At 43.0% G+C, this 20,441-nt stretch carries 17 protein-coding genes; 4 read left to right on the top strand and 13 right to left on the bottom strand.

Translation table 11 applies throughout. The features are described 5' to 3' along the window. Positions 1-92: 92 nt before the first annotated feature. The 13 genes from Q5H80_RS01525 to Q5H80_RS01465 all read right to left on the bottom strand — a co-directional run bounded on the left by Q5H80_RS01525 (position 93) and on the right by Q5H80_RS01465 (position 13,608). On the bottom strand, positions 93-644 hold the full coding sequence (locus Q5H80_RS01525; protein ID WP_135382246.1) for a type II secretion system protein: 552 nt from the start codon (positions 642-644) through the stop codon (positions 93-95). Positions 645-677: 33 nt separating this feature from the next. After that, positions 678-1,253, bottom strand: coding sequence for a prepilin-type N-terminal cleavage/methylation domain-containing protein (locus tag Q5H80_RS01520; RefSeq protein ID WP_012603140.1), 576 nt, complete (start codon positions 1,251-1,253; stop codon positions 678-680). 79 nt (positions 1,254-1,332) lie between these two features. Beyond that, positions 1,333-1,788, bottom strand: coding sequence for an MSHA biogenesis protein MshF (locus Q5H80_RS01515; protein ID WP_304567810.1), 456 nt, complete (start codon positions 1,786-1,788; stop codon positions 1,333-1,335). Between the two features lie 3 nt (positions 1,789-1,791). Then, on the bottom strand, positions 1,792-3,015 hold the full coding sequence (locus Q5H80_RS01510) for a type II secretion system F family protein (RefSeq protein WP_304567808.1): 1,224 nt from the start codon (positions 3,013-3,015) through the stop codon (positions 1,792-1,794). A 12-nt stretch (positions 3,016-3,027) separates the two neighbouring features. Then, complete coding sequence (locus tag Q5H80_RS01505; RefSeq protein WP_304567806.1) at positions 3,028-4,752, bottom strand: GspE/PulE family protein; 1,725 nt, start codon at positions 4,750-4,752, stop codon at positions 3,028-3,030. Then, positions 4,742-5,884: a lipopolysaccharide assembly protein LapB gene (locus Q5H80_RS01500; RefSeq protein WP_304567804.1), complete on the bottom strand. Its 1,143-nt coding sequence runs from the start codon at positions 5,882-5,884 to the stop codon at positions 4,742-4,744. The genes Q5H80_RS01505 and Q5H80_RS01500 overlap by 11 nt, the downstream gene beginning before the upstream one ends. Positions 5,885-5,886: 2 nt before the next feature. Next, positions 5,887-6,726, bottom strand: coding sequence for an ExeA family protein (locus Q5H80_RS01495; protein ID WP_304567802.1), 840 nt, complete (start codon positions 6,724-6,726; stop codon positions 5,887-5,889). Between the two features lie 53 nt (positions 6,727-6,779). Continuing rightward, positions 6,780-8,444 carry a pilus (MSHA type) biogenesis protein MshL gene (gene mshL / locus Q5H80_RS01490; RefSeq protein WP_304567800.1) on the bottom strand — a complete coding sequence of 555 codons (1,665 nt, stop codon included), beginning with the start codon at positions 8,442-8,444 and terminating at the stop codon, positions 6,780-6,782. Between the two features lie 15 nt (positions 8,445-8,459). Further along, on the bottom strand, positions 8,460-8,792 hold the full coding sequence (locus tag Q5H80_RS01485) for a hypothetical protein (protein ID WP_009847864.1): 333 nt from the start codon (positions 8,790-8,792) through the stop codon (positions 8,460-8,462). Beyond that, on the bottom strand, positions 8,785-9,432 hold the full coding sequence (gene pilO, locus Q5H80_RS01480) for a type 4a pilus biogenesis protein PilO (RefSeq protein WP_304567797.1): 648 nt from the start codon (positions 9,430-9,432) through the stop codon (positions 8,785-8,787). Before pilO ends, Q5H80_RS01485 begins: the two co-directional genes overlap by 8 nt. After that, on the bottom strand, positions 9,432-10,874 hold the full coding sequence (locus Q5H80_RS01475) for an MSHA biogenesis protein MshI (protein ID WP_304567795.1): 1,443 nt from the start codon (positions 10,872-10,874) through the stop codon (positions 9,432-9,434). Before Q5H80_RS01475 ends, pilO begins: the two co-directional genes overlap by 1 nt. A gap of 2 nt (positions 10,875-10,876) precedes the next feature. Further along, a complete protein-coding gene (csrD, locus tag Q5H80_RS01470; RefSeq protein ID WP_304567793.1) occupies positions 10,877-12,892 on the bottom strand; it encodes an RNase E specificity factor CsrD in 2,016 nt (671 codons plus the stop codon). Between the two features lie 161 nt (positions 12,893-13,053). Continuing rightward, a complete protein-coding gene (locus Q5H80_RS01465) occupies positions 13,054-13,608 on the bottom strand; it encodes a single-stranded DNA-binding protein (RefSeq protein ID WP_304567791.1) in 555 nt (184 codons plus the stop codon). 278 nt (positions 13,609-13,886) lie between these two features. Between Q5H80_RS01465 and Q5H80_RS01460 the strand changes: the two genes are divergently transcribed. From Q5H80_RS01460 to Q5H80_RS01445, 4 genes are all read left to right on the top strand, one after another. Next, a complete protein-coding gene (locus tag Q5H80_RS01460; RefSeq protein WP_304567790.1) occupies positions 13,887-14,534 on the top strand; it encodes a LuxR C-terminal-related transcriptional regulator in 648 nt (215 codons plus the stop codon). A 154-nt stretch (positions 14,535-14,688) separates the two neighbouring features. Beyond that, complete coding sequence (gene galU / locus Q5H80_RS01455; RefSeq protein WP_304567788.1) at positions 14,689-15,561, top strand: UTP--glucose-1-phosphate uridylyltransferase GalU; 873 nt, start codon at positions 14,689-14,691, stop codon at positions 15,559-15,561. A gap of 149 nt (positions 15,562-15,710) precedes the next feature. Beyond that, the gene (gene uvrA, locus Q5H80_RS01450) at positions 15,711-18,542 is read left to right on the top strand and encodes an excinuclease ABC subunit UvrA (protein WP_304567786.1); all 2,832 of its coding nucleotides are present in this window, start codon (positions 15,711-15,713) and stop codon (positions 18,540-18,542) included. A gap of 96 nt (positions 18,543-18,638) precedes the next feature. Beyond that, on the top strand, positions 18,639-20,402 hold the full coding sequence (locus Q5H80_RS01445) for a PglL family O-oligosaccharyltransferase (protein WP_304567784.1): 1,764 nt from the start codon (positions 18,639-18,641) through the stop codon (positions 20,400-20,402). Positions 20,403-20,441: the final 39 nt, after the last annotated feature.

The following is a 20,441-nucleotide window of genomic DNA, read 5'->3' as shown; positions in this document are numbered from 1 at the left end:
GTAACTCAGGGAAGAGAGGTTGTCTTTGTTGCTGGTATGAATTTCAGATAGAAAAAAGGCCAGCAATGCTGGCCTTTTAAAGCAATTAGCGATTAACAGCCCCCGGTAACTGCAACAGTAAAGGCTGGAGTCGTTGCATTATCCGCCTCAGCGTAAAGCACGAAGCAACCCGTTCCAACTTGAGTTCCAAAATCATAAGTAAAACCGTTCGTCGCAGCATCAACATCAGAGCCAACAAAAGAGTACGCAACAACATCAAACGTAGGTGCTGTTGGTGTTGTCGTTATATTAACCGCAACCCAATCTCCGCCAGGTAGACCTTCCACAGCCTCTTCGATGCCACTGTTTAGCGCACCAATATCGGCAAATGTCGGATAACCAAAGTTAGTTGCAATTCCATCAGTTGTCACAGGTGTCGTTGCTGCATCGGCTGTTTTTTGACGCAGTTCAATACCATCAATTGCAGCTCGGCCGTAAACGATTCCCGTCGCTCCTGCCATTGCGCCGCGCAGGCCTTGCAGTGAAGACTCACGAGCATCACCTTGTAAGTTTAAGAAACGAGGTGCTGCAGTAACTGCAAGAATACCTAGAATAACAATTACCACCACTAGTTCTATTAGGGTGAAACCGCTTTGTTTTTTCATAGTCTTTTCTCTCTATGTATATTTAACGCAGGTTTACTGCAGTGTTACGGTCACACGACCAGTTCTAATCTCGTAAACGAATTGATGCTGAGTACCGCCTTCCAATTGAATGTAAGTACAGTAGTCATTACTATTATCCGCTTGCGCTGAATATTTGTAATTCGAACCATTAGCCACATTGGTTAATGTTCCAACTTTAGGAGGGTTCTGAAGTAGATTTTCCATTAAATCGACACACGAAGCATCAGTCACATCATTAGACGGAGCTGAAGCTGAATTTGTGTTTATAGACCATGGGTAGCCGTCTCTAAAATTAGTACGTCCATTGCTACTTGTTGATCTGGTTAGCCAAAAATCAACACCATCGTAATTTACAGTATTGTATATTTCAACACCAATTCTTTCTGATGGACGAGCTTCTGCTTCCCATTGAGCTCTTGCTGAAAGCACTCCTGTCGCAAAACCACCCGCGACACCTTCAATACTGGCTTTCTTAGCTTCGTCTGTCACATCTAAGAAACGGGGTAAAGCAGCAACGGCTAATAAGCCCACGACGACAATCACTATGACCAACTCGACTAGGGAGAAACCCTTTTGATTTTTAAGCACTTTCTACCTACTCATCTAATTGCTAATGCGCATTATACATTTGAATATGTATAAAACCATAAAAACAGCGTCAATACGTTCACAAGGCCAATATATTGACTTTGACACTAAATCTTTCTTTTTTTAGTAATATATCTATCTGATACTTATCACTATAATGATATCGGCAATGAAAACGAATGTTATCACTTTTGTCTTCAATACTTGGAGAGCTGAGACCTAAAATACTCCCCTTAGGATATAATTGCTCCAACCAATAACCGCAATTTCGAGTAGAGTCTTTAATTGGCATAACCCACCCCGTTCTGCTGTAAGTCTTTGGCGGTTTCGAATCATTCTTTTGCGCCACACCAGATAACAAATACTGCTGTTTGAACAAATTAGCTTGCTCAAGGATTCGCTTACTTGCAACTATCAATGCCGTGTTCGTTGCTTCTTCTTCTACTGTTTTCCATACAGAAAGCAATCCCATAACGAGAAAAAGAATAACCGCAACCCAAATAACAAAACGTGAGCGCTGTAGGTTATTCAGCATCCTCTAACCTTTGATTGCATCCAGCATTCCCCACATCGGCAAGAAAATACCCAGAGCTAAAATCAGCACCATTCCCGCAACGATGGTCAACAGAATAGGTTCAATTCTAGCGGTTAACGTTTTTAGATCGTAATCAACCTCTCGGTCGTAAAAATCCGCAACTTCGAGCAGCAATTCATCAATACGCCCCGTTTCTTCACCCACAGAAATCATTTGTATCACGAGTGGTGTGAAAATTTCGCTGTTAATCGCGGTTGAAGAGACGGTGCTGCCCGCTTCTATTGCCGATTTCATGCCTTGAACACGAAGTTCTAAAAAACGATTGTCCAGAGCTTCAGCCGATAGCGATAACGATTGGTTAAGTGGTACGCCTGCTTTTAGCATCAAAGCAAAAGTACGTGAGAAGCGCGACAATAGAGCTCGATTGACCACTCCACCAATCACTGGCATTTTTAAGCGCAGCCGATCCCACTTTTCCCACCCTTTATCTGTCTTAACCCATGCTTTAAAAGCAAAAATAAGACCAAAGATTAACCCAAGCATTAACCCCCAGTAATTAACAAAAAACTCAGACATCCCCATTAAAATACGGGTTGGAAGCGGCAAGTTGACGCCAAAACGCGCGAACATACTTGAAAACTGAGGAATCACAAATATATTCAAGACAAACATAGCGATTGTAATAAAAGTAATCACGAACGTTGGGTAACGCATTGCCGTTTTAATTCGCTTTCGAGTTTCAACCTCTTGTTCGTAGTATCCTGCTAGTTGTAACAATGCCTGATCTAAACGACCTGTATTCTCACCAACACTGATCATCGATACAAACAATGGACTAAATACCTTAGGGTGCATTTGCATCGATGCCGCTAATCCACGACCATTTGTAAGCTCAGCGACCACTTCTTCAAGTGCTACTTTCAGTTGCTTATTTTCACAATGCTGAGTTAACCCTTTCATCGATCTTAATAGTGGAACGCCCGCCTTAGTTAAGCTATACAACTGTCGGCAAAACAGAACCAACACCTCTAAAGGCACATTCGGGGAGAACAGACTGGATACATCCATATCCAAGATTGAACCGCCACTTTTTCCAAGTTTAATCGAAGTTGGAATGATCCCTTTACTCATCAAACTGTCAGCAGCAAGATCTTCGTTATTCGCATCCAACTGACCTGTCACTTGACTGCCACCAGAACTGCGACCTACATAACGATAAGTTGGCATATCACTCTACCTCTACAGATAAATTGGATCAGTGGCACCAGAAGCATCGCCTTCGCCAAGGTTCATTACCTCATCAAAGCTCACAACACCCTGCATGGCCAATTCCATCGCAGAAGCTAACAGCGGTTTGTAGTTTTCTGACTGCCTTGCCGTTTGAGCAAAACCAACGGCATCATTGGCTCTAAGCGCATCCATCATAGGCTGATCGAGCTCCAACATTTCAAACACACCAACACGACCACTGTAGCCTGTCAAATTACAATTTTGACAACCACGCCCTTTCATAAATGGCGTACCTAGCTGGTTTGGGAAACGAACACTCAACCATTGCTTACGCGCTTCATCCAGCTCATCATCAACCTTGCAATCAGCACATACCTTACGAACTAACCGCTGCGCGACCACGGCTCGAACAGCACTTGCCACCAGATAACCCGGAGCCCCCATGTCCATCATACGCAATGCACTGTCTACTGCATCGTTGGTATGCAGAGTACTTAACACTAAGTGACCAGTAAGTGCCGCTCTCAAACCAATTTCAACGGTTTCGTGGTCTCGCATCTCACCAATAAGAATGATATCCGGGTCCTGACGTAGGAAGGTTCTCAAGATAGTTGAGAAGTTGAGGTTAATCTTAGGGTTTACCTGAACCTGATTCACACGAGGAAGACGGTATTCTACAGGGTCTTCAGCGGTAATGATCTTTTTACCCGGTTCGTTTAATTCACTTAGCGCACCGTATAGAGTGGTTGTTTTACCTGAGCCCGTAGGCCCGGTAACGAGGATCATGCCATGTGGGCGACGTAATTGATGACGAAGACGAACGAGCAAATCACTCGGAATGCCTGACAACTCCAATTTACGTAGGCCAGCGGATTGATTAAGCAAACGCATAACCACTGACTCACCGTGCTGTACTGGCATAGTCGACATACGAATATCGACCGATTGACCTTTAACGCGAATATTGAAGCGACCATCTTGAGGCAGTCGTTTCTCTGAAATGTCGAGGTTAGCCATCAGCTTCAAACGCAAAACCAGTGCAGAAGCAATATTCACTTCATTCAACAACGTTTCATGCAGAACACCATCAATACGCTGACGCAAACGTAATACGTTTGAATCTGGTTCAATATGAATATCAGATGCACCAACTTGAATAGCATCTTCAAACAGCGAGTTTACTAGCTTAACGACCGTAACTTCGTCGCTGTCTTCTTCAGCAATATCAAAATCAAAGGCTTCATTAACTTTATGCTCAGCATGAAGCTGCTCAGCAAATGAGGCAATCTCTTTGGTTCTTCGGTAATAACGGTCGAAACCATCAACTAATTGCCTCTCTTGGGCGACGACAAATTCGAGTGCGTAGTCGCCTAGTTGGCTAAGCAATGATTCTTGGGCAAACAGATCGGCTGGATCACTCATTGCAACACGTAATGTGTCACCTTGACGCCCAATGACCAAAGCACGAAGGCGGCGAGCATGAACCTCAGGTAAAAGCTGCACAGCTTCGACGTCAACGTTAGCTCGGCTAATATCAATAAGAGGAATAGCAAGCTGTTGCGACAAGAAACTGAGCATTTGCTGCTCTGATAAAAAACCAAGCTCGATCAGTGCATCACCAAGCTTACGGCCAGTCCTTTTTTGCGCGGCCAGAGCTTGTTCAACTTGATCTTCAGTAATGATGCCCTCTTCTACGAGCAAATCACCGAGCCTTTTTCTTAATCTAATTTGCATCGCTACTCTCCTCTAAAGCACTGAGTATTTTTAAGCGATCACGAACAAAGCCTTGCGACTGAGATGAGATCCCAACTCTAACCAATGCTCCTTGGTATGATTGCTTTGCAGCCGCAAAATCAAGTTGACGCTCTTGTTGAATCGCTAAACCTAACCACCAGCGAGCATTATCTGAATCGACCTCAGTCAGTTTTTGGTAACTCTCTAGTGCGATTTCTTCTTGTTGAGACCTTTGACTTAATGCTGCACGCATTGCTAAGTAATCTTGAGTTGGACTAGGCGATAAATGTATTAATGGGCTCAAAGCGGCTTCTGGCTGATTGGCTTTCACGAGTAACTTAGATAAACCTAAGCGTAGTTTTTCACTGTTGATATTAAGTTTGATGCCCGACTGAAATATCTCATAGGCTTTTCGCGTGTCACCTTTCCCAAAATAGAGGATAGCGAGTTTCTGGCGCACATCTTCATTTCGAGGAGTATAACGCAAAGCTTCAGTGTAACCTTTCAAAGCCCCTGTAAGATCATTGGCATCCAGTGCTTTTTGAGCTCGCCCTTGTGCATTCACTGATAACTGCTCAGGCGTCAATTCCACCTGCTCAATCAACATTCCACTGTTTTCTGAATCGCCAGACGTTTCAGGCTGATTAGATACTGGTGTGAGATCTTTTTTAGCCACGCTAGCAACAAGCATTGGCTTTGCTACTTTTGCTTTAGGTGTACCTTGAGATTTAGGGTTTACTTGAGGCTTTGTAGCTAAAATAGTTGATACTACGACTGAATCAGATTTAGCTTGAGCACTTTTTAGTATTGCCGAGTTGTGAGCTGAAAGGTTCGCTGAATCTAGCGTCACTAACTTCTTAGTCGGCGAGGACACAGGTCGAGTCAAGGCCGCTTCAGACATACCTTCAGAACTATCCATAACAGAAACTTGTATATCTCGAGTTGATATTGAGTTATCGACAGCAGGGCCTTGCGATATCGCCCAGCCCCCCATGGCTAAGCTCAGTGTAAAACCTGCGACTACCCAAACCAATGGGGAACGCGTTTTAACCTTAGGAACTACAGCAGCTTCAATTGAAATCGCTGATTTTTTCTTTGCCAATTCAGACAAGGCGCTGTTAATGACGCTCATAATTAATTCCAACCCCACAGTATTGGCGTTTTAAATTTAGGCTTACATACATCGTATGTTTCATGCATAGCTGAAAACAGGTGCTGATTATCGACACTTCTCTTATCTTCACTAAACGAAAGCAAAAGAGCTTTATGACACAGTTGATTTATCAATCTTGGAATACCTAACGACGAGCGACAAATGGCTTTTTTTTGATTCAAGCTAAACAACTCGGTGTTACCACCAGATTTAACGATCCGATTATCAATATAAGCCACAGTCTCATCGAGAGTCAGTGGCCTCAGTGTTGAGCTAAACGTGATTCTTTGGCGAAACTGCCGTAAGTGGTAAGCCTCTAATCGAGCATCCAATTCAGGCTGACCTAATAAAACAATCTGCAGCAGTTTTTTATCTTCAGTTTCAAGGTTACCGAACAACCTTAATGTTTCGAGAGCTTCATCCGACAACGCTTGAGCCTCATCGAGAATCGCCACAACTCTTAAACCTGAGTTATGTAACTCAATGAGTTTATGTTGAATGTTATCAACTAAGGTGGCTTCGTTATCGATAGTCAAACCCAGTTCTTTAGCCACGGCTTGGCGTAAATCCGCGCCGGAGAGCACCGGATTTGGCAAGTAAATAAGGGCGGCACTATCGTTGAGGTGATTGACCAACATCCGGCACACCATGGTTTTTCCGGTGCCTACCTCTCCGGTCACTTTTATCACGCCCTCACCCATTTCTAACGCCAACATTACCGTTTGAATTGCTTCAAAGTGAGGCACTAAACCATAAAAGAAATCGGTATTCGGCGTTAAGGTAAACGGTAACTGTTCAAAACCAAAATGAGCTTGATACATAGGATGATCCAGCTTAGTCAATGACGACCAATCTACATTGAGACGATGAGCAATTATTCTTCATCAGGGAACCATTGCTGAAGAAGGTCACGAGAACGCTCCAACTCAGTTTGCCAAGTATTCACACCCACAATCGTTGGTTTCAATAGAATCACTAACTCTGTTTTTTGAGTCAGCTGACTGGTATTGCGGAATAAATGGCCTAACGCTGGAATATCACCAAGAAATGGAACTTTTGAGGTCATGTCACTGGTATTTGATTTCATCAATCCACCAATAACAACAACATCACCATCCTGTGCTCGAATCACTGAGTCCGACTCACGAATCGAACTTCTTGCCAAAGGCAGCTTCACAATGCCTGTTGTTGAGCCTAGGTTGAGCTCTTTCACTTCCTCTTCCACCTCAATAACGGCAGGGTGAACATGTAAAAACACATTACCGTTATCATCGATCTGCGGCGTCACATCCAACGAAATACCAGAGAAGAATGGGGTTAACTCAACTTCAGGGGCCACATTCGCGTTATCCCCACTCCCCACTGAACTTGATAATTCAGTCACGTAGTATTGGTCAGTACCCACTTTAATAACCGCTTTCTGGTTATTAGCGGCTGTCACTCTTGGGCTAGATAACACATTCAAGTCACCCTGTGTGTCCATGAAACTCAAGACGGCTTCAAAACTACCTCCAGAGACAACAAGATTAGATTGACCACCTAAAGCCGCACCGATTGGGTCCATGCCTGGTAATGTACCAGGGATGATCGTACCAGCTGCATTTTTAACAATTGAGCCCATACCGACCGTGTAGTTAGTTCCGTTCGACGAAAACATCTTGGTCCAGTTAATACCCTGCTGATAGCCATCACTCAACGTCACTTCCATGATCTTTGCTTCCAAGATAACTTGGCGCTGCAGGCGTTTCTGAGAGATACCAAGGAACTCACGAACCTCACGAATTTCATCCGGGTAAGCTCGCACCGTAATCACACTTGCTTGCGGCGTAACTACTACACTTTGCCCATCACCAGAACCAATTAAGTGGGCGACAGCTACTTCAAGCTGCGGCCAAAAATCACTTTCAGAGATCGTTTCGATCTCTGTACCGCCGTTCGATGTAGAGCTCGACGAATCAGATGAATTGGACGAATCAGACTTAGAGCTAGAATTAGAAGAACCCGATGGCTTAGAGTCTGAATTTGTAATTGTTCCTGTGGTAATCGTTGTCAAAGAGCGACCAGAGCGCTTTACTTGCAAGTAATCCACAGGAATCGTGACTGTACGCAAGCCAGCAGGGTAAATTTGAATTACCTTGCCACGCTTTTCAATATCGTAACCATACATATCCTGAGCAACAGCCAGTACTTCATCTAACGTCACGTCTGTTAGATTTAGAGTGAGTTTTCCAGCAACGCTTGGATGAATCGCGGCACTGTACTCTGTACCTTTCACCAGGCTTGCAAAAAAGGTTCTCGCTTCAACGCCTTTTGCTTGAATACGAAAGCGCTTGACAGTTTCCATACTCGGAGATATAGAGTCCGAACTTAGCTGAGGCATAAGGTCATCTTGTACCGACGAAGGTAAGTTATGAAGTGCTTTGCTATTCGCTTCATTAATAGATTCGTTTAAAGACTCTTTTATCTCAACAGGGTCTCTATGCCCCATCGAGCAGCCGACTAAAGATGACACTAGAATTGCTACTACAAGTTTACGCATGTCTTCACTCTAACCTTAATTATTCTTAACATCTAAAGAGAACATCTCTAATTTCCACTGCTTAGAGCTTCTCTGCAGAGTGACGTACTCTGGATCAATGTTCTTAACTCGGTACCCTCTGATCGTTTCTCCTTGTTCGAGAATCTGACCATTCATAATCGCATAGCAAGGAGTATCGCCCTTGCAAACAATGCTCTCTAGGGACGGTAAACGATATTGAACTGGCGCCTTTTTAGCTGATGCTGATTTCTGTTGGGGCGAAAGCCAACCTAATGGCGCAGTTGGATCTTGTTCTGCCCATACCACTGAACTACCAAACAGCAAAGATAACACTAGAGTTCTAACCACCGATAAACTCCTGTCTGGTACCTAGGGTGTAAACCTCGAACACAAGTCGAGCTTTGGGATATTCTTCTACTGAATACTCAAACGTGCGCCAATAATAGCTCACCGGAAGTGACTCAAGTGCTTGAAGATAAGTTGAAATATCGAAGTAGCTACCCGTCAACTCCATTCTAACAGGATGGAGAAAGTAATTTGAATTGTCACTGTTCTCTTGATTGTCCGAAATAGCTTCTGGTTGTAACGATTCTAAAGACTCAAGCTTCAGTCCATTACCTGCATTAAGAACGCTCTCTAATAACTGCGCCATTTGAGAAGGCGTAACCAACCTATCAACAATTTCAGCGAGCTCAAATGATAGCTCTTGGCTCTCAACCAATAGTTTTTTTAACTCAAGATCAATTTCTTTATCTGGGTCTTTATTCAACTTGGCTTGTAGAACAAGTAATTCACCTTGTTGTTTCTGATTTGACTGCGTAAGGCTCATCGACTTCACATTCTTTTCTTGTAAATCAAGATATGCAGGTTCAATCAATAAAGTAAATAAAAGCATGGATAAGCCCACTAGACCACAAACGAAAAGTAGCCATTTTTCTCTCTGGCTTAATGCAAGAAACTTATCGCTAAGCTGATTCCACAGTTGCATTATTCACTCTCCTTATGAGTACTTAACTCAAACGTCACCACATCTTGCTCATTACGACCTATCTTTATCTTTTCAAAGGTACGTCCTACTAAATTAAGTTCATTCTTAAACTGACCAATCCAGTTTGGAACTACATTTGCATCACGGGCAAAACCATTAAGCTCTAAGGTATCGTGAGTCATGTATATGTGCGAAAGCGAGATGTCATTTCGGCCTAATTGAGCGAAGGAGTTCATGACGCCAGAATACCCGACTTGCTGAGGTTCATCGAATTGACCGACTGCCTTCAACGCCTCTTTTTTCGCTTGCGTCTCACTAGTGAGACGAGCTACCGCAGCTACCTTATTTGGAGACGGTTTATGTTGAATTAACTGACTGTTTAATTGGTTAACTTCTTGGTTAAGCTGATTCAAGTCATATTGTAAAGCTGCTAGATCTTCATCCAAACTCGATGCTTGATACTGCATTACACAATAACTGCCAAGCAACAAGGCACACACAAGCCCCCAAACCATGACCACATTCACTAGAGTGAAATATTCTTTTTTAGGTTTAAGGTGCTCAGGGTAGAGGTTAACGTTAAAAATATTCTTTTCAGCCGCGAGCGTAACTAACCATTTCTCTGAATTTTCGCGTTCACCTTCAACAAGCAAAGAAGCGGTCGAACTCAATGTGCTATTTAACACACTCTGCAATTCAGCTTCATCTTCCTCATCACAGCATATTTTTAACTGATGAAGTTGGGTGCCTTTAATTTGAGAAGAAAGGTAATCAATCGACCTTTGGAGTTCTAAAGCTAGACCATCCAACTGTAATGCACTTGATGCGGCACCAGTTAAGGGGGGGACAACACTGCGGATTGTTCTTTGGAAACAAACCGTGTTTTCAACAAATGCACCAAGCTTAAAATGTGAGTTGGGGCTGCGTTGTAAAAGAATGAAATTAGAGAGCTCACCAGCACTGTAACCCCAAACTTCATCTTCGGGAGCAATACCTTTAAGCTCAACTTGTGCTGAATTAGTAATGCTTACAAGCTTGTCCAATAGCTTTTTAGGCAAAACATACACTTGTAGCTTATTCGAGGTCGGTAGCGCTACCGCACTCGCTGTAATCTCAGTCACCCTTTCAGAGATCAGATCTTTCAATAGAAAAGGCAATGCAACCGACCATTCACTCTGTGGAATGTCCGGTCTATCAATTTGATAAGTTTGGTAGTAGTTCGCACAGACAATTAGCTGAAGGCTACCACTAGTAAGCAACTCACTGCTCAACAATTTTTTCAGCGCACTTTCCCAGTCACCGTTAACCACAGGAAAACTGGTGACTTGAGGTCCTAACTCAACCGAAGAGATATAAACGGTATCATTACCCAAAAGGACAACTTGAGAACTACCGTTATTATTCGTTGGCTTTATTTTGTCTAAAATCGCTTTAAAATTCATGCTTAACTATTACTCTTACGCCATCGATTTCTTCGACCAACTTTTACAACGGATTCAGCTTTCACTGTCTTCTCCCCTTGAGTAGGCAAGGGAATTATTTGTTGTTCTTCGTCGAAATATCTCCCTTGATAACCGTTAATGCCTAACTCTATCAAGGTATTCTTTTCTTGCTTTGTCTCAACTCCGACCGCGATCACTTCAGTTGGAGAATCACCGCATGCTCCAATCAGACTTCGAACAAACAGTTGGTTTTCATGCCTTTGATCGATTTTCTTTACCAAACTTCGATGAAGCTTAATATAGTTAACCTTCAAATCCTTTATATAATGAGTACTAACAATGGTTCGCCCAGCTTGGCCAACCACCACTTTACACCCTAACCCTCGTAACATCTTCGCCACTGGTCTCATATAATCAAGGTGAGTAATTAGATGGCCTTCTGAAAACTCAAAAGCAAGCTGAGAACGATGCTGAGCAGAGAGCTGTAACAACTCACTTCTGAACCATTTAAAATGTGATTTATTTGCAAACGGAGTGACACTCAAGTTCACTGAATAATTGACAGACTGTGTTGATACTTTCAGCGACTTAAACAAAACCTTCAAAACCGATTGATCCATTTGAACTTGATAACCGACTTGTTCTACCGCAGACATAAAGCGAGATGATTTCAATAAACCTTTGTCTGGATCTTGAATTCTAATAAATATTTCTTTATGCAATTCATTAGCTTGACCTGAATCCGGCATAAGATAACACCGCTGAGCAAAGATTACTAAATTTTCAGGTAGCAAGGCTTTATCAAGTAATGTTCTCCAGCGAACACTGCCTCTGTCTATCTCACTTTTATTTTCTTTTGGGTAACGGCTCCAGTTATTAATGCGCTCTAACTGAGCGCTCTTTAACGCCGTTTCCGTTTCATCCATAATCTGGCTATGGCGATCACCTTCGGCATACATTGTCACGCCAATATGGCACCAGTTATCTGATTCCAAAGGCTCCGGTGGAATCAATTTATCTAATTGCCTTAAACATTGAGCTGCCAACGTCGCAATATCCTTTGTTCCTTGATGCGGAATAAACACGGCAAAGTCTGCTTCGTAATAGCGAGAAAAAATGACATCGGGATAACGCTGAACAATATTCGACAATACTTCACCAACTTCAATAATAAATCCGTCGGTGATCTGCTTGTCATTAGCATCTCGAACTTGTTCCCACTCGTCGATACGTATCAGTAAAACGCCTCCACGAGCGCCACTTTCATGCAGTACAGATTCAAGTTTGTTATCAAATAGTACTCGGTTGGCTGTACCTGTGAGCTTATCTAGAAAAGTATGGGTGCGAATAAAGGTATCAAAGCGACTTCGCTCTTGGCGTGCATCTTTCAACTCTTCAATCAGTACATCAAGCGCTTCACTTGCCGTATAAGGCCATTCTCGCTCGTCCCCTTTTGAATGAGCCTCTACCTGCCCAGCAAGGATCATTCTCCCTCGCTCTTCCAAAATCTCTGACCCCATTAACTGTTCTTTTAACCAACGAACACCACGAGCCAAACAGAAAAGGATCAATGCCACCGCCAAAGTAATCGACCACATAGCTTCAATCGAGTAGTTGTAACCAATATAAGGGGGGAGTGCTTTAAATTCGATTTGATAGCCTTCATTTCGATCTAAAGTGAAGCTTCTTTCATAGAGACGATTTGGATCAATTTGTGGGGAGGTATCTTTAAATCGGTAAACGATACCTGTTTTGTTTGAGAGCTTCATCTCAACGATATTACTTGCCTGCAACATCTTAGGCATCCAACGTTGCATTGAATACGCAGCATCTGGATCTTCCATCTCTTTGTCTACGACGTCGACAATGCCAACCAAATAATGGTCTAAATATTCCTGTCCAATACGCTTAAAGGAGAGTGTGCCACCAATAAAAAGGATGAACATCGCACTGATCACTATCACGGTGACAAATGCGACCAATCGAGTACTCAATTTTAGTGTTGGGGTATATCTCATGAATAACGAAATCCTTTTCAACTCACATTATACCGTATTGCTACTTATACTATAAATTGACGTTGTAAATAAAGCGTTAAGAATTGTAGGTAACAAAAAGCCGCGATGAACGCGGCTTCTTCCAATTTAATACTGCTTTTATAATATATTAAAAACAGTGCTTAAAATGGGATGTCATCATCAAAATCCATCGGCGGCTCATTATATTGAGGTTGAGCCTGCTGAGGTGCTTTCGGCTGCTGTTGAGCTGGCGCACTGTATTGTTGTTGTGGCTGCTGCTGTTGTTGTGGCTGCTGTGGCTGCCCCCAACTACCTTGCTGTTGGTTGTTACCCATACCACCTTGGGCAGGAGCACCGCCTTGAGCACGACCGCCAAGCATTTGCATTACACCGTTGAAGCCTTGAACAACAACTTCTGTTGTGTAACGGTCTTGACCGCTTTGATCTTGCCATTTACGCGTTTGAAGTTGACCTTCAATGTAAACTTGAGAACCTTTACGTAGGTACTCACCTGCAACTTCCGCCAACTTGCCAAACAGAGCAACACGGTGCCATTCTGTTTTTTCACGCTGTTCGCCAGTTGCTTTATCACGCCATGACTCTGACGTTGCAATGGTAATGTTCGCTACTGCGCCGCCATTTGGCATGTAACGAATTTCAGGGTCATTACCTAGGTTACCCACTAATATAACTTTGTTAACTCCACGGCTAGCCATGATTTGCTCCGTCTAAATTCATAGTCTCAGAAAATTTTAGCGCACAAGAATAGCATGCTTTTCTGCAGTGATAAATCGCATTCCTATTCTCTCCTCACTACAAAGATTAAAAACGTAACAAATCATGATATTCAGAGCGATGTTGCTTTTTCTTCCACTTACAAACCACTCATTTACTTTGGGAATTGATATTCAACGCAAGTCACAACAGCGGCGCTAGAGAAGTCAAATCGTGCATGACAACGTGAAACCTAACCCAACCTAAACATGGAATTTCAATGAAAAAATCTCGATACGCTCGCACTTTGCACTTTCTGTGCATCGACCCGAGTGACACCTACCTACACGTCAAAGAAATAGAAAAACATTTATCCATTATTCTCTACAAAATGACGCCCGGTGAATTGATGCTGGTTGATAGGAAGCAGAGTAATCGTATCCTGCTTGTTGATTACAAAGAGGTTACACAGCTACTGGCTATCTGTCCTAACCTACCCGTGATGTGGAAGAATCATGAGATAATCTTATTCAATGTTCCTCAACAACTTCCTACCTCTGAGCTGCTAACCTACGGGGTATTAAAAGGACTCTTTTACAACACAGATCAAAAGGACAAGATTGCTCGTGGTCTTCAAGAAGTGATCGATGGTGATAATTGGTTACCAAGAAAGGTGACTAATCAGCTGCTGTTTTATTATCGTAATATGGTCAATACCAATACGACCCCAACCAATGTTGATTTAACTATTCGTGAAATCCAAGTAATTCGCTGCCTTCAATCAGGATCATCAAATACTCAAATAGCCGATGACCTTTTCATTAGCGAATTCACGGTCAAATCCCACCTCTATCAAATATTCCGTAAGTTAGCGGTGAAAAATAGAGTCCAAGCTATTGCGTGGGCAAACCAAAACTTGCTTGCATAATCGCTCCGTCTCGAATCTGACAATAATTATGAGGGAAGCTCGAGTAATCATAGGTATTGTTGCTGAATTTTCGACATAACATATGCTAGAGTTGCCCTCAGAAATATCAACAAATCAGTTGAATCAATAATTATTATAGATAAAGGGTCTTATCATGATCAAAAAGTGCCTTTTCCCGGCAGCTGGCTACGGTACACGCTTCCTACCAGCAACTAAATCAATGCCTAAAGAAATGATGCCTGTTGTGAACAAACCTCTGATTGAATACGGCGTTGAAGAAGCCATCGAAGCAGGTATGGATGGTATGTGCATTGTTACTGGCCGTGGTAAGCACTCATTGATGGATCACTTTGATAAGAACTACGAGCTTGAGCACCAAATTAGCGGTACCAATAAAGAAGACTTGCTGATCAATATTCGTGAGACGATTGAAGCAGCAAACTTCACCTACATTCGTCAACGCGAAATGAAAGGTCTAGGTCATGCTATCTTAACTGGTCGTGAGCTTGTGGGTGATGAACCATTCGCAGTTGTGCTTGCTGATGACCTTTGTGTGAACGAACAGCAAGGTGTACTGGCTCAAATGGTTGCTTTATACAAGCAATTCCGCTGTTCAATTGTGGCAGTACAAGAAGTTCCTGAAGAAGAGACTCACAAATACGGTGTTATCTCTGGCGAGATGATCAAAGATGACCTGTTCCGTGTCGATGATATGGTAGAAAAGCCAGAACCAGGTACTGCACCAAGCAACCTAGCGATCATTGGCCGCTACATTCTGACTCCAGATATCTTTGAGCTTATCGAACAGACTGAACCAGGTAAAGGTGGTGAAATCCAGATCACTGATGCTTTGCTAAAACAAGCAAAAGCAGGCTGTGTGTTAGCTTACAAATTTAAAGGCCAGCGTTTTGACTGTGGTAGTGTTGAAGGTTATATCGAAGCAACAAACTACTGCTTTGAAAATCTATACAAAAAAGACCAAAAGCAAATCGAACTAGGTAAACACTCAACAAAGAAAGAAGCGTGACAACGGGTTAATAACCAACGTTTAAATTGGTAGAAAGGGTGGCTCTTTGAGTCACCCTTTTTGTTTACTGTTTTTTTATCCAGTAAAACTTTGCACAAATCTCACTCTATGTAATACTTTAGCCACTTAAAATTACATGGTCAGTTGAGATGGATAAAATAGAAATTAGAGGCGCTCGTACGCATAACCTCAAAGACATTAACCTAACCATACCTCGTGATAAGCTGACGGTTATCACCGGATTATCAGGTTCAGGAAAGTCGTCACTTGCGTTTGATACCCTCTACGCAGAAGGTCAACGTCGTTATGTTGAGTCTTTGTCGGCCTATGCTCGTCAATTTCTATCTCTCATGGAAAAACCCGATGTCGACCACATCGAAGGTTTATCTCCAGCCATCTCCATCGAACAAAAATCGACCTCTCACAACCCTCGTTCAACTGTTGGTACTATCACTGAAGTCTATGATTATCTAAGGCTACTTTATGCTCGTGTCGGCGAACCTCGCTGTCCAGATCATAACACCCCTCTTGCAGCACAAACCATCAGCCAAATGGTCGATAAAGTCTTAGGACTGCCTGCTGGTTCAAAGATGATGCTACTGGCTCCGATAGTCAAAGAACGTAAAGGTGAGCATGTAAAGACACTGGAAAACCTAGCCGCACAAGGTTTTATTCGAGCTCGTATTGATGGCGAGACCTGTGATCTGTCCGATCCTCCAACATTGGAACTGCACAAGAAGCACACCATTGAAGTAGTGGTAGACAGATTCAAGGTTCGCCCAGATCTTCAACAACGTTTAGCAGAATCGTTCGAGACGACATTAGAGCTATCTGGTGGTATCGCAGTTGTCGGTTGGATGGATGATAAAGAACAAGAAGAGATCGTGTTCTCGGCTAATTTTGCTTGTCCAAAATGTGGTTACAGCATGCAAGAGCTTGAGCCTCGCCTATTCTCATTTAATAACCCGGCAGGTGCCTGTAGTACGTGTGATGGTCTTGGTGTTCAACAATACTTTGATCCAAGCAGAGTAATTTTAGATGAGAACCTAAGTATTGCAGAAGGTGCGATTAAAGGCTGGGATCAGAAAAATTATTACTATTTCCAAATGCTGACATCGCTGTCAGACCATTATGGTTTTGATCTATATGCGCCATTTAATTCTCTACCGAAAAAGACTCAAGAGATCATTCTTAAAGGTTCAGGTCGTACTGAAGTAGAATTCAAATACATCAATGACAGAGGTGATATTCGAGTCAAGCGTCATCCATTTGAAGGCATCTTAAATACATTAGAACGTCGTTACCGCGATACTGAATCTAGCGCTGTGCGTGAAGATCTTGCCAAGTACATATCAACCAAATCATGTTCTAGCTGTGATGGCACTCGTTTAAGATTAGAAGCTCGAAATGTCTTCATTGGCGATACCACACTGCCAGAAATCGTTCAGCTCAGCATTGCTGATGCACTAGAATTTTTCCAAAACTTATCGCTTAGCGGCCAGCGTGGGCAAATCGCTGATAAAGTGATGAAAGAGATCAATGATCGTCTGCATTTCTTAGTTAACGTTGGTTTGAACTACCTTAACCTATCACGCAGTGCCGAGACTCTGTCTGGTGGTGAAGCGCAAAGGATTCGTTTGGCGAGCCAAATTGGTGCCGGTTTAGTTGGTGTCATGTATGTGCTAGATGAGCCATCGATTGGCCTCCACCAGCGCGATAATGAACGTCTACTGCAAACTTTGGTTCACCTCAGAGATTTAGGTAATACGGTGCTTGTTGTTGAACATGATGAAGACGCAATCCGTTGTGCTGACCATGTTATCGATATCGGCCCAGGTGCGGGTGTGCATGGTGGACACGTGGTCGCAGAAGGCACCATGCAAGACATCATCGAAAACCCGAACTCTTTGACAGGGCAATACCTGAGCGGAGCCAAAGAAATTGCGATACCAAAACAAAGAACGCCTATCGACAAGAAAAAGGTCGTCGAGATCGTTGGCGCGACAGGGAACAACCTAAAGAATGTCACCGCGACGATCCCTGTAGGCTTGTTCAGCTGTATTACGGGTGTATCGGGGTCAGGTAAGTCTACACTAATTAATGATACCTTCTTTAAAGTCGCCCACACTCAATTAAACGGTGCAACAACTGCAGTTCCCGCGCAGCACAAAAAGATTAAAGGGTTAGAACATTTTGATAAGGTGATCGACATAGACCAAAGCCCTATTGGCCGAACACCAAGATCAAACCCTGCAACTTATACAGGGATTTTCACCCCTATCCGTGAGTTATTCGCAGGTACTCAGGAATCACGTTCTCGCGGCTACAAGCCAGGTCGATTCAGCTTTAACGTTCGTGGTGGTCGCTGTGAAGCGTGTCAGGGAGACGGTGTCATCAAAGTGGAGATGCACTTCTTACCTGATGTGTATGTACCGTGTGATGTATGTAAAGGTAAACGCTATAACCGTGAAACTCTAGAAGTTCGATACAAGGGTAAAACCATTGACGAAGTTCTAGAGATGACTGTGGAAGATGCTCGAGAATACTTCAACCCGGTGCCTGTTATTGCTCGTAAGCTGCAAACCTTAATGGATGTGGGCCTCTCTTACATTCGCTTAGGGCAAGCAGCGACAACTTTATCTGGTGGTGAAGCCCAGCGTGTTAAATTAGCGCGTGAGCTATCGAAGCGAGACACTGGAAAAACCTTATACATTCTTGATGAACCAACAACAGGTCTTCATTTCCACGATATCCAGCAGTTGTTAACGGTATTACATAGACTGCGCGATCACGGTAATACGGTTGTCGTGATTGAGCATAACTTAGATGTCGTTAAAACGGCTGATTGGATCTTAGATTTAGGCCCAGAAGGAGGCCAAGGTGGTGGTGAGATTGTTGCAGAAGGCACACCTGAAGATGTGGCGTTAGTCGAAGGTTCGCATACGGCTCGCTTCCTTAAGCCTATGTTAAATTTGAAGTAGGTGTAAAATAGCGTCCTGCGAGCAGACAGAAAAATGTTAAAGTAACAGAGCTTTTTTCAGAAGGAACAAGCTCTGTTTTTATAAGGTTAGGGATTTATGGCAACAATACACACTAGCGGTACCCAACTAGAAAATCAGGTAACTAAGCTACCACTCAATAAAGCATTTCTGGTCTCTCTAGCTGTTGTATTCTTATTAGCCATGCATTTTTTCATGCCTAACCCTGGAGGCTCAGGCCTTGCTTTATCTTTTAATCCAACCACTTGGTTAGCCCTTAGCTTTACGTTGGCGATTGGCTTCTACCAACTTGCTACTAACCGAGTACTCAAGTATTCCAAATTAACGATTGGCTTGTTGATAAGCTGCATCATACTCACACTGCCGATTTTATACAGCAACGCCGCTTTTCAAGGTTCGTCAGGGCGCTTACTTGGATTGTGGGCGGGCTTGGCATTATTCATCGTGCTGCAACAATTTAAGTTCAGCAATAAGCACAAGCAGCGCATGTTGTGGTTCATTGTGCTTGCTGTTGTCATACAAGCACTATTTGGCTATGTCCAATATTTCTTCTTAGAACCTGGCAACTTATTTAGCTACAACACTGCTGCAAACCAACCATATGGGATATTCCAACAACCCAATGTAATGGCAAGCTTTCTTGCTACTGGTTTTGTGCTGTCAGCTTATCTTTTAACAAGGCAACCCGCTAAATATAATCACAAAATTAGCGAGTCGTTCTTACTATACCTGACACCAACCTTAACCGTACCTTTGCTGATCATCATCGCATCACGTACAGGATGGTTGGCTGCCGTAATCGGGTTTGTCTGCATTCTGCCTTACCTTTACAAATTCTCGACCAAGAAACGCTTCTACGGATGGTGTGCATCAGTGCTCGTCGGTATCGTCGTCGCTTTTTCGGTTATCAGCCTTAGTGCAACTGATAGCCTCGCAAGTAAGAGAACTAACTTAGAAAGTCCACGAGCTTATACCTTTCCACAAGCGCTCGATATGATGATAGAAAAACCATTTACCGGTTATGGCTACGGAAAATTCGAATCCGAATACACGCTATACACGGCTCGCCAGCATCAACTTAACTCAAATTATCATCCCGGCCTTCCTTCAATGGATCACCCACACAATGAGTTCCTGTTTTGGGGAGTAGAAGGTGGAATTGTACCAATTATCGGTATCTTGATTGCTGCGGTATTGGTGATGTCACGCATAGTTAACTCAGCGAAAGGAACACGTCTAGCACTGCTTGCACTGTTCATACCGATACTCTTACATTCTCAGCTTGAGTATCCTTTTTACCACTCGGCGATTCATTGGATAACCTTTATCATTTTGATTTACTGGGTCGATCAACGAGCTTCTCGTCACTACCAACAGCCGTTTAGTATCGTCAGTAAAACCCTATTTAGAGTATCGAGCTTAGTCGTTCCTATTTTGGTGAGCTTTTATATGCTGAGTGCCTTACACACCAATTATGTACTCACTAAATTTGAAATGTCTAAGCCGAAAAACCCGGACATTCTTAAGCAGGTAACGAACCCCGTCGTATGGAAAGATCGCTATGATTGGGACGTGTACAGTACCTATCTAAATATCGGCCTTTATAAAGCAGATCCTAGCCTGATCCAACCTTATATAGATTGGTCGTTAGAGATCATAAAGAGTAAGCCAAGACCTGCTTTCTACAGCAACTTGATTCTCGCGTATCAAGGATTAGGAGATCACAGCAAGGCAGAACAAATTCGCAGTGAAGCGAGCTTCTTGTTCCCAGGTCGAGACTTTTCAAAGGTTCAGTATAAAAAAGTATTACAAGCAGAAGATAACCTGTCGTCTGCTGAGTGATGTTTAGCTCTCGGAACTAAAGCACCATTTTTGACCTTT

It is taken from the genome of Vibrio sp. SNU_ST1, assembly GCF_030563405.1.
GTDB lineage: Bacteria > Pseudomonadota > Gammaproteobacteria > Enterobacterales > Vibrionaceae > Vibrio.
This window is presented reverse-complemented; position numbering and strand designations above follow the sequence as displayed.

Bases quoted from the DNA above. Each gene is read 5' to 3' on its own strand.
- Q5H80_RS01525 (WP_135382246.1), bottom strand. From the start codon at position 644: ATGAAAAAACAAAGCGGTTTCACCCTAATAGAACTAGTGGTGGTAATT.
- Q5H80_RS01515 (WP_304567810.1), bottom strand. From the start codon at position 1,788: ATGCTGAATAACCTACAGCGCTCACGTTTTGTTATTTGGGTTGCGGTT.
- Q5H80_RS01510 (WP_304567808.1), bottom strand. From the start codon at position 3,015: ATGCCAACTTATCGTTATGTAGGTCGCAGTTCTGGTGGCAGTCAAGTG.
- Q5H80_RS01505 (WP_304567806.1), bottom strand. From the start codon at position 4,752: ATGCAAATTAGATTAAGAAAAAGGCTCGGTGATTTGCTCGTAGAAGAG.
- Q5H80_RS01500 (WP_304567804.1), bottom strand. From the start codon at position 5,884: ATGAGCGTCATTAACAGCGCCTTGTCTGAATTGGCAAAGAAAAAATCA.
- Q5H80_RS01495 (WP_304567802.1), bottom strand. From the start codon at position 6,726: ATGTATCAAGCTCATTTTGGTTTTGAACAGTTACCGTTTACCTTAACG.
- mshL (WP_304567800.1), bottom strand. From the start codon at position 8,444: ATGCGTAAACTTGTAGTAGCAATTCTAGTGTCATCTTTAGTCGGCTGC.
- pilO (WP_304567797.1), bottom strand. From the start codon at position 9,432: ATGCAACTGTGGAATCAGCTTAGCGATAAGTTTCTTGCATTAAGCCAG.
- Q5H80_RS01475 (WP_304567795.1), bottom strand. From the start codon at position 10,874: ATGAATTTTAAAGCGATTTTAGACAAAATAAAGCCAACGAATAATAAC.
- csrD (WP_304567793.1), bottom strand. From the start codon at position 12,892: ATGAGATATACCCCAACACTAAAATTGAGTACTCGATTGGTCGCATTT.
- Q5H80_RS01465 (WP_304567791.1), bottom strand. From the start codon at position 13,608: ATGGCTAGCCGTGGAGTTAACAAAGTTATATTAGTGGGTAACCTAGGT.
- Q5H80_RS01460 (WP_304567790.1), top strand. From the start codon at position 13,887: ATGAAAAAATCTCGATACGCTCGCACTTTGCACTTTCTGTGCATCGAC.
- galU (WP_304567788.1), top strand. From the start codon at position 14,689: ATGATCAAAAAGTGCCTTTTCCCGGCAGCTGGCTACGGTACACGCTTC.
- uvrA (WP_304567786.1), top strand. From the start codon at position 15,711: ATGGATAAAATAGAAATTAGAGGCGCTCGTACGCATAACCTCAAAGAC.
- Q5H80_RS01445 (WP_304567784.1), top strand. From the start codon at position 18,639: ATGGCAACAATACACACTAGCGGTACCCAACTAGAAAATCAGGTAACT.